Consider the following 10,304-nt stretch of genomic DNA (forward strand, 5'->3'; position numbering starts at 1 on the left):
TTTGACTAAATGGTTCGTTGAAATCTTTTGTCGAAGTGAGTGAAATTTTGGATCATTTTTTCGTTGGAACACTCTAAGAGTTTTTTCATGCGTGAGTTTCTTTATTCAGAAATCTCTCAAATTGAAGGTATCCCTAACATTCCTAGCGATCCTGACTTGGCGATCGCAGCAGGAAAGAATTTGTGTGAGAGGGTGCTTGAACCAATTCAAGATGCGCTTGGTCGGATTAGTATCCGCTCAGCCTATCGTTCTTGTGGGGTGAACGCCAAAGGAGCAGAGAATAAAAATCAGTACAACTGTGCCAGTAATGAGGCCAACTATGCAGAACATATCTGGGACGTAAAAGATTCAGAGGGGTATATGGGAGCAACAGTATGTATTATTGTTACATCATTCATCCCTTACTACGATCGCACTCAAGATTGGACAGCATTGGCATGGTGGATACATGACCACATTGATGCTTATGCAGCAATGACCTTTTTCCCAAACTATGCAGCGTTCAACATTAGGTGGAGCGAGAATCCTAATGTTTCAAAAGAAATTTATAGCTACGTAAAAAACCCGCACACTGGTAAGAAGAGCGGGTATCTGACAAAGAAGGGGATGGATAATTTCTTAGGTTTGCATGAGCAGTTTTACCAAGAATTTATCGATCGCTGACTAACCATTGCCTTGAACCTCTATGCGATAGTTGTATCCCTGTTCAGTCAGAAATAGTTGGCGGTGTCTGGCAAAATCCTCCTCGCAAGTTTGTAGCGAGACTAATGTATAAAAGCTGGCATTGTGTCCGTCGGGTTTGGGGCGGAGAATTCGTCCGAGGCGCTGCGCTTCTTCTTGGCGAGAACCATACTTTCCCGATACTTGAATTAAAACATCGGCATCGGGTAAATCGACGGCAAAATTGCCCACGCGAGATAGAATTAATCCGGGAATTTCTTTGTGACGGAATGCTTCGTATAACCGATCGCGATCTGCCTGTTTTGTCTTCCCCGTAATCAGAGGCAATTCGGTAATTTTGGCGATCGCATCCAACTGTTCGAGATACTCACCAATAATTAAAATACGGTGTCCCGCTTCCTTTTGCAACAAACCTTGCACCACATCCAACTTACCTGGATTTTCCGCAGCAATCCGAAACTGATTGCGGCGGGGCGCTAGGGCATATTCCATTTTTTCCGCTTCATTTTGCGCGACGCGGATTTCCGTACAATTGGCAGTGGCAATAAATCCCTGTCCTTCCAATTCGCGCCAAGGTACGTCATAGCGCTTGGGCCCAATCAACGTGAATACATCCCCTTCTTTCCCGTCTTCGCGAATCAATGTCGCAGTTAAACCTAACCTGCGTCGTGCTTGTAGTTCAGCGGTGATCCGAAATATCGGTGCAGGTAATAGATGGACTTCATCATAAATAATCAGTCCCCACGATTCCGCATTAAACAACTCGAAATGCGGGAATTCATCATCTTTATTCGATCTATAACTTAGCATTTGGTAAGTCGATAGGGTGACAGCAGCCGTCTGTTTGGTGACACTGCTGTACTCAGCGATCGCATCCTCAGTTAAACTTGTTTTGTCTAATATTTCCCTGCGCCACTGGTGTACTGAAGTCAAACTGCTGGTGAGGATGAGTGTCTTTTGCTTTACCAAACTCATCGCTAACATCCCGACTATCGTTTTACCAGCCCCGCACGGTAGGACGATCGTCCCACTTCCACCTTTTACCTCCCCGTCCTGATAGAATGCCTCTGCTGCTTCTTGTTGATAAGCACGCAAATTAAAGGGCAAGTCCGCTAAAGTACGATCGCGCAAAGAAATCCCTAATTCGGCACCCTCGACATATCCAGCCAAATCTTCTGCCGGATAGCCCACCGCTAGTAAAGCTTGCTTGAGTACGCCGCGATTCCCCGCATCGACTTGAAAGCAAAGATCGGAGATGCGCTTGCCCAACATTGGTTTGACGCGATCGTCCCGTACCAGCAATTCCGCTAGGGGCAAATCGGCAATTCGCAGTTGTAAATCGGGGCTAGCCGCATCGATTCTTTCAATTACAGTTAATCCATACCGCGCCCCCAACAGTTCAATTTCCTGCGCTACGGACTCAGGAATGGGATACTTGGCATACTTTCGCAAAGCTGCGATCGCCTCTTCAACTGGCATTCCCGCCGCCCGCGCATTCCACACGCTGAGGGGCGTGATGCGATACGTGTGGATGTGTTCGGGACTTTTGATTAATTCGGCAAAGGGGGCGATCGCTTCTCGCGCCTGTTGTGCTGTGGGAGCGTGAACTTCTAGTAAGATCGATCGATCACTTTGTACGATCAAAGCATTTTCGGGAACATAATTCATAAGTTGTTGCGATCGCAGATAATATCAATTCCGGTTGCACCGTCAGGTGATTATTGACTGTTGACTGTTGACTGTTGACTCATGACAATCTAAAATCTAAAATCTAAAATCGCTCGATACCACCGGACACGATCTTACTATTTATCCCGCTGGGGTAAGACGTAGCCGATCTGCCGCAGGGCGTTGCGAAATTTACTTTCCTGGGATAATGGAACTGCTAAAGTGCGATCGCCCGCTAGCTGACAGAATTTTTTGGTACGGGAATCATTGGCAATCAACACGGCTAAATGGGCGTTAGTACATTCGATTAACTGGACAGTTCCTGCATCTTGCAAACTATTCGAGCGTTCTGTAACATCCGTCAGAAATTGCTGTACGGTTTCGGGTAGCGGTTCGATACTTCTTGTCTCTAAAACTTCTTTAAATTCTGCTAGCGGGTATCCGGCTTCAATGGCCGTAAATAGCTTTTGTCGATCGAGTTGCCAGACGACATCTGAAACTTTTTTAGCATAGAGATCGAGGACGATCGCATCTGATGTCGCAATGCCTTCTCCTGCTACAACAATATCTAAATTGGGCAGTACGCGGAGTGTTTGACGGAACTCAATTGCTGGCGGGGTGTAATTCTGAGTCAATCCCAAACAGTAAGCCCCCAAAGCTGTCAGGCGAAAAGAGATTAAGCCGTCGTAGCGGCTGAGAAATCTCAAATCGTCCGTTCCCCAAAGATCGTCAAAATCGCTGGGTACCAGGGACGGATCGGCATAGGCAACATCAATTATTCCCAGGGTAGCAACATACTCAAACAACAGGCAGCGCATATATCTTTCTTGCAGAATATGCCAATCGTGACTGCCCGAATATCCTAAGTTACCATACCCAAATTCAGAAATGTAGAGATTGTCGGGATCGCGCGTTACTTCAAACCGATTGCCCCTTGCCAACATATACCTGCTAAATTCGCTAAACAGAATCCATTTACCGACAGGACATTCTGCTAGTATTGAGGCGATCGCCTCTCTCCGCCCCGCCACCGCTGTCATGCCGCGCGCGCCCTTGCCGGTTTGTCCTTTAATCGCATCAATGCGGCGAAATTCATCAAAAGTGTTTGTTTTTAACCAGCGCTTCCATGCTGTCTGTAATCCTTTGGCAGGTGATTCTTGCAAAGCTTTCTGTCCCGCTTTGGTCAAAACAAGCTTTTTGCCCGATTGTTCGGCGAATTTGCTCGCTTGGGCGATCGGGGCCCAAGCAAAGGATTTGATGTTACCAACCTCGTACAATATATCGCCCTTTTCCAAGGTAGCTTGCCGCTGTTCGTCGTTATAAAAATCACCCCCTTGCAATACGGCGGCGATCGCTTTCAGAGTTGTGGCACCAGGTAATGCGGTTTTCTCGCTAACGGCAACTTTGCCCGACTGAATCAGACGCAAAACAGCTTCCAAATCCTTTGGGGCTGCCCGTTCCATTTCACAAATTGTCAAAGGAAGTTCGTACTCGGATACCTCTCTTTGAGATGTACAAAAGTTATGTTTTTCTACACGAACCATAAAATTATCTGGCAGTACATCACCAACCAGATTTAAGGAAGCTGCTTGAGGTTTTGGCACAAACTTCAGCAAGTTTTTTTCAAGATCGTAGGGTATCGCAGTGCCGTAGAAGAACAAGCATAGTATGGATGGTTCTCGGTTGTATCCATAGTGATCGCTCTTTCCCCAGTCTGGTTGTTGTCCGTATTTCGCCATAAATACATCGGCATCATACCCACCACCTGACCCATGTATAACTTCCGCTACGGCCGCTTTTTGCAGGTCGTCTAATTGCGCCCAAACTTGCTTAAGTTTTTCTCCCTGCATTTGCTGTTTAATCCCAGCAACCAGGTCAGCTTTGCGGGTTAATTTACGATCGCCCGACAACAGTGCATTCAGCTTTTTTAAATCTTCAACAATTATTCCTTCGAGTGCCTCTTGGAGGGTAGGAACATCATCTAGGGTTTGGTAACGCGGCATAATTTTTGGCAATTCGCCTGCTGCAAAATTGTTTCTGCTACCAAATATAACAACTTTCCGAAAATTATAACTTGAATTTTTGTAACAAAATTTCGCAGTAAGGTTTGATATTTATTGTTAAACACACAAATTCTGTCTGATAAAGTACAGAAGTACGCTATCTAACAAAGTCGAAATTACACAAATACTCTTGCACAAGTTTAGGGAAGTAATCTTAATTGAAAATTAGACCTTTGAGATTTAACTCGGAGTGTGAGATAATTATTTACCATCGTGATTTGTGTTTTACTGAGCCCGCCGGCGCGGTAAAACAGGAGTCGCCGTCAGCATTCTTAAAAAAAATTCTCAATTCCCAATCATCACAAACAAGGCCATATGAGCGAACACCAAACCATCAGCTACCGCACCGAAAGCGACTCGATGGGAGACAAACAAATCCCATCTAATGTCTACTACGGCATCCAAACCCTGCGCGCCGTTGAAAATTTCCCGATTAGCGGCATTAAGCCTTTATCAACATACGTTGATGCTTGTGTTTTAATTAAAAAAGCAACGGCGATCGCCAATGGCGAACTCGGCTGCATTCCCCAAGACATCAGTCAAGCAATTGTCCAAGCAGCAGATGAAATCCTAGCGGGCAAATTGCGCGACCAATTTGTAGTTGATGTCTACCAAGCCGGCGCCGGAACTTCTCACCACATGAACGTTAATGAAGTTCTTTCAAATCGCGCTTTGGAAATTATGGGCGATGAAAAAGGCAACTACAAGCGCATTAGTCCTAACGATCATGTAAACTACGGTCAATCTACAAATGATGTGATTCCGACGGCGATTCGTATCGGCGGGTTGTTGGCGTTAGAAAAAACTCTTTTTCCAGCTTTGTCGGATGCCGTAGTCGCCCTAGAAAACAAAGCCGAAGAATTCAAAGATATTGTTAAATCCGGCCGCACTCATATGCAAGATGCTGTGCCGGTTAGACTCGGCGATACTTTCGGCGCATGGGCGCAAATTCTCAGAGAACATACCTTGAGAATTGACAGGGCATCCGATGATTTGACATCCCTGGGATTGGGGGGAAGTGCGGCAGGAACAGGCTTAAATACTCACCCTGAATACTGTCAAAAAGTTGCTGAAATTCTCTCGAAACTAATCGATCACCCCGTGAAACCAGCAAGGCATTTAATGGCAGCTATGCAGAGTATGGCACCGTTTGTAAATGTCTCCGGTGCACTGCGAAATCTCGCTCAGGATTGCGTTAAAATGTCCCACGACTTGCGTTTGATGGACTCCGGGCCAAAAACGGGTTTGAAAGAAATTCAACTGCCTCCTGTGCAACCGGGTTCGTCAATTATGCCGGGAAAATACAATCCTGTGATGGCAGAAATGACATCGATGGTGTGTTTTCAAGTTATGGGTTACGATAGCGCGATCGCCCTTGCGGCCCAAGCAGGACAATTAGAGTTGAACGTGATGATGCCCCTGATCGCCTACAATCTCATTCACAGCATCGAAATTTTAGGCAATACCATCAGCGCCCTGAGCACCAAATGCCTCGAAAAAATTGAAGCTAAGGGCGATCGGTGTCTTGCTTATGCTGAAGGTAGTCTCGCCCTCGTTACCGCCCTCAACACTCACATCGGCTATCTCAACGCCGCCGCCGTCGCCAAAGAATCCCTAGAAACGGGCAAATCTTTGCGGCAAATTGTGTTAGAACGGGGTTTAATGAGTGCAGAAGACTTGGCAAAAGTTCTAGATTTAGAAAAAATGAGTGCGATGCCGACATCTTCTGCTAACGTTTAGGATCTCGCAGGTATCAGCTAGAAACTAGAAGGCTGAACTCGATTTAATTCTGCCTTCTACCTTCTGATTTCTGCCTAATCCCTGTCACAGGTTAAAGTTAAACAATTCAGAATTCAATTTTTTTACATTTAATTCTGAATTTTTTTTATAGTCTAAAGTTTGGGAGCAACATTTATGCGCGCCGGTTCTTTTGGCAAATTAACTCAAGATAAAGAGAACACAACTCAAGTGACATTTCATTATGTGGAAGGTCACGCAGAAACCTTTACTCTTCCGATGCCTGCACAAGAATTCCAAGAGGAAGTGCTGAATTTGTTAAATCAACCTTGGTTGACTTTTCATTTAGCAGATCAAACGGTTTTTATCTGTACTGCCCGGGTAGTAAAAGTAGAAGTAAAACCTGCTATCCCGGCACTTCAAGGTCAAGGAATATTCTCTAATTCGCTGCGAGTTAGTACCATGCAGCGGGCAGCAGTTGGCAGATTGCCGATGGATACTTAAACCGAGTGGCTAGTTAGAGGTAATGGGTAATGGGTAAGGATAATCGCTGACAATTTAGAGCGAGGAAAAATTACCAATTACCAATTACTAATTACCAATTATCAATTAGCGATTACCACTTACCAATTACCAATTATGTCGGCTGTTAGTTTAATTCGTGCCAATTCATACGATCGCCAAATCTTGCAAGCATCTTTAGAAAGTTTGCTCGCACCCTGGGGCGGAATCTCGGCTTTTGTCAAATCGGGCGATCGGGTTTTACTCAAACCCAATCTCCTCACCGGTTCTCGCCCTACAAAAGAATGCGTCACCCGCCCGGAATTGGTTTACTGCGTCGCTAAAATGGTGATTGAAGCGGGAGGAAAACCATTTTTAGGTGATAGTCCGGCTTTTGGTAGCGCAATGGGTGTAGCCAAAGCCAACGGTTATTTGCCGCTGTTGGAAGAACTGAATTTGCCAGTAGTTGAGTTTCAAGGAAAACGCTACGAAACAGTCAGCGAAGATTTCAATCATCTGCGAATTTGCAAAGAAGCAATGGAAGCGGATGTAGTGATTAATTTGCCCAAACTCAAATCTCACGTTCAATTAACCGTGACAATGGGCGTGAAAAATTTGTTTGGCTGCGTCCCCGGCAAAATGAAGGCTTGGTGGCACATGGAAGCTGGCAAAGATAGCGCCAGATTCGGTGAAATGCTTGTAGAAACTGCCCGGGCAATTAACCCAAATTTGACGATTTTGGATGGCATTATCGGCCACGAAGGTAACGGGCCAAGCGGCGGCGAACCTAAGTTTTTGGGAATTTTGGCCGCGTCTGATGATGTGTTTGCTTTGGACAGAACTTTAGTGGAAATTATTAATGCTGATCCGGCGGCGGTTCCGACTGTAGCTGCGGCGATGAGATTGGGACTGTGCTCGAATTTAGAGGCGATAGATTTTCCGCTTTTGCAGCCGGAAAATCTCAAGGTTTTGGATTGGAAGTTGCCGGAAAGCATGATGCCAATTGACTTTGGTATGCCCCGCGTGGTGAAGTCGGCTTTCAAGCACCTTTATATCCGGTTTATTAAAGAAAAGTTCAGCATCAAGGCTTCGCATTAGCGAAGAGAGAAGGGGTAAAATTTCTTTTTTTTACTCCTTCTCCTTCGCATTATTAAATTTAAAGAAATATAATTATTATTTACAATATATGTATTTATGTAAACTTTCAACAAGTTTTGTTATAACTCTAGGGTTTAAAGCATTGGTCTCGCCGTATTCGCAACTCGCGCTCATTGTTGCTAGGTAGAAGCAGCTAGAGGATTTTATTTAGGTATAAACACTTATAACAGCTCTGGTTTTAACGAAATTTACCCTAAAATTGCGCCTTTCTTTATATTTGACCGCTCAATTATAAAGAGTCAGTAAAGCTCGGAAAAGGTTATTGACACTTATACGGAGATCGCAGATGATGGCGAAATATCAAACAGACCCAGCCCTCTCTAGGTGCTGAAAAAGTTCCACCAACGGTTGAGATTTCTGCTTCGGGCGAGGGTTAAAGCTTATTCTTTTAACCGATTCTCGGCAATAAACCTAGTTTATTGCCGAGCGCCAACAGCTAGCATGACATAAAGCGATTATGTCGCACTTTGACAGGGCTGATAAAACCTACTTCATATTGAATAATAAAGGTCTAATCTACTCCCTGTATCTATCTTAAGTGTTAGATATCTCCGCAACAGCGTCTCAAATGCTTGTCGTATCAGGCGCGGAAATTGAAATTCGGTCGATGTGTGTTATAGCGAGCGATCGACAGCCCTTGCCAAGTACACCAAAGATTAACTACCGCATCAACAGTAAAAGCTTAAAATCAGGGAGTACCTAACCTATGCTTACTAACAAGAATCTGACAATCTTACAGCCACTCAAAGCTAAGCTTTTGCCAAACAATGAAGTTTTACTCACCCGCAAATTGATTGAAGCAGTTGGTGAGTTAGCCAAGTATTGGTCTGGTTCCATTACGGTGATGATGGAAGAAACGAAAGAAGACAACGACCAGATGGATTCAAAAAAATTCAAACTTGATGAATTGGCCTTCAAACTGGAAGTAATTTCTTTTAGCCAAATCACCCCTGCTTTACTACACCAGCATCAGAGCTCGCTGGTATTGGCAGCCCCGGAATACAGACAGAACCATATCAGTAAAGTGTGTAAGTTAGCGGGAGTACCGTGTATTTACGTTTCGGAATACAGTCTAAAAACTCGCAAACAGATAGTGAATGTGAGTACGAGCAATCCCTTGCTCCGCTTGCGAAAAATTCTTTGGACTTACAGTCAGGAATATAAGCAGCGCAAGGCGATCGCAATGGCAGATGGATTGCAGTGCAACGGCACTCCTACCTACGAAGAGTACAAGCGTGTCAATGGCAATCCACTGTTTTTCTTTGACACGCGGATTAGCGAGGATATGTTAGCAACAGAAGCTGACATTGAAATGCGGACTGAAAACCGCTCTCAAGATATGCCTCTGCGACTGGTATTCTCAGGTCGCCTAATTAAGATGAAAGGAGCAGATCATTTAATTGAGGTCGCTAAAGAACTCCAACAACTGAAGGTGAAATTTGAAATGTTCATCAGTGGTGCTGGTGAATTAGAAGAGACGATGCACCAGCAAATAGCTACCAATAAACTTAGTGATTGCGTCAAAATGCTCGGGGTTCCAGACTTTAAGACGGAGTTTTTCCCGTTTGTCAAGCAAAATATTGATTTGTTTGTTTGCTGTCACCGGCAGGGCGATCCTTCCTGTACTTACATAGAAACTATGTCTTGCGGCGTGCCGATTGTTGGGTATGCTAACGAAGCATTCCAGGGAATTGCAGAAATGTCGGGCGCAGGATGGGTAGTGCCGATGAATCAACCCAAACAAATGGCGAAGAAAATTGCAGAGCTCAGCTACAACCGGGAAGCAATTAAATCGATGTCGTTCAAATCGCTGGAGTTTGCTCAAAAGCACACTTTTGAGAAGACTTTTAAAGCTCGTGTAGAACATATGCAACAGGTTATTCTCTCCTCAATGCGGGCTAATCAAGCCACCGAAAGTCAATTAGGCCAGCAGCCAGATCCGGTTTTGGCGTACTGACAACTGCCTTAACAATTCGGCGTTGCTGAATAGAGGTATGGATTCAAGATTTCGGAATGGCTATAGGCCAAGTAGGGTGAGTTTTGTAACATCAAGCGAAAAGGTGATTCATACCATGAATCAGCAAACCCAACAATTCTTCTGCCTATGATGGAGACCAGTTTCATTAAGGTAGCCACTGAAGTCGGAGGCCCTGTAAAGGCAATGGTTGAGGTGATGGATCGCTATTAGATTTAGATGTTTTTTTTCCAACTTAATAGCATCAAACTCGACTTGGTGATCGCACTTCCTCCATAGGTTCTCATTTGGCTGGGAGGGTGACAACGATGCCTATGAAGTAGACTCCATCTGGTTTGTGGCCCGTATATAGCAATCCTAAATGATTTTCTATATCTAGAGCAATCCTAAATCATTTTCTCTGTGTAAGTATATTGACGTATTGTGGGGAAGTCAAATTGTAACGATTCAGGTCAAAAAAAACTTCAGTGGCAAAAGCGGGTAAAATAAACGAATGAAAAAGCCCGCAGCGACCAGAAAAC

7 protein-coding genes are annotated in these 10,304 nt (G+C 44.6%); 5 read left to right on the top strand and 2 right to left on the bottom strand.

The window, feature by feature from the left end; all coding sequences use genetic code 11:
* Positions 1 to 87: 87 nt before the first annotated feature.
* Complete coding sequence (locus tag QUB33_RS28015; RefSeq protein ID WP_333357459.1) at positions 88 to 663, top strand: peptidase M15; 576 nt, start codon at positions 88 to 90, stop codon at positions 661 to 663.
* Here QUB33_RS28015 and QUB33_RS28020 read toward each other — a convergent pair whose 3' ends face one another.
* Positions 664 to 2,349 carry a DNA repair helicase XPB gene (locus QUB33_RS28020; protein ID WP_333357462.1) on the bottom strand — a complete coding sequence of 562 codons (1,686 nt, stop codon included), beginning with the start codon at positions 2,347 to 2,349 and terminating at the stop codon, positions 664 to 666.
* 137 nt (positions 2,350 to 2,486) lie between these two features.
* Complete coding sequence (locus QUB33_RS28025) at positions 2,487 to 4,352, bottom strand: hypothetical protein (protein ID WP_333357465.1); 1,866 nt, start codon at positions 4,350 to 4,352, stop codon at positions 2,487 to 2,489.
* Positions 4,353 to 4,727: 375 nt separating this feature from the next.
* Here QUB33_RS28025 and QUB33_RS28030 point away from each other — a divergent pair, with 375 nt between their 5' ends.
* From QUB33_RS28030 to QUB33_RS28045, 4 genes are all read left to right on the top strand, one after another.
* Complete coding sequence (locus tag QUB33_RS28030; protein ID WP_333357468.1) at positions 4,728 to 6,152, top strand: aspartate ammonia-lyase; 1,425 nt, start codon at positions 4,728 to 4,730, stop codon at positions 6,150 to 6,152.
* A 174-nt stretch (positions 6,153 to 6,326) separates the two neighbouring features.
* Positions 6,327 to 6,653 (top strand): hypothetical protein, encoded by a 327-nt coding sequence (locus QUB33_RS28035; RefSeq protein ID WP_333357471.1) that lies wholly within the window; start codon positions 6,327 to 6,329, stop codon positions 6,651 to 6,653.
* A 135-nt stretch (positions 6,654 to 6,788) separates the two neighbouring features.
* Positions 6,789 to 7,748 carry a DUF362 domain-containing protein gene (locus tag QUB33_RS28040; protein WP_333357474.1) on the top strand — a complete coding sequence of 320 codons (960 nt, stop codon included), beginning with the start codon at positions 6,789 to 6,791 and terminating at the stop codon, positions 7,746 to 7,748.
* A 766-nt stretch (positions 7,749 to 8,514) separates the two neighbouring features.
* Positions 8,515 to 9,765, top strand: a complete 1,251-nt coding sequence (locus tag QUB33_RS28045) for a glycosyltransferase (protein ID WP_333357477.1) — start codon at positions 8,515 to 8,517, stop codon at positions 9,763 to 9,765.
* The last annotated feature ends 539 nt before the right edge of the window (positions 9,766 to 10,304 follow it).

Origin of the sequence: Microcoleus sp. B3-A4 (genome assembly GCF_036705385.1) — a bacterium.
GTDB lineage: Bacteria > Cyanobacteriota > Cyanobacteriia > Cyanobacteriales > Microcoleaceae > Microcoleus.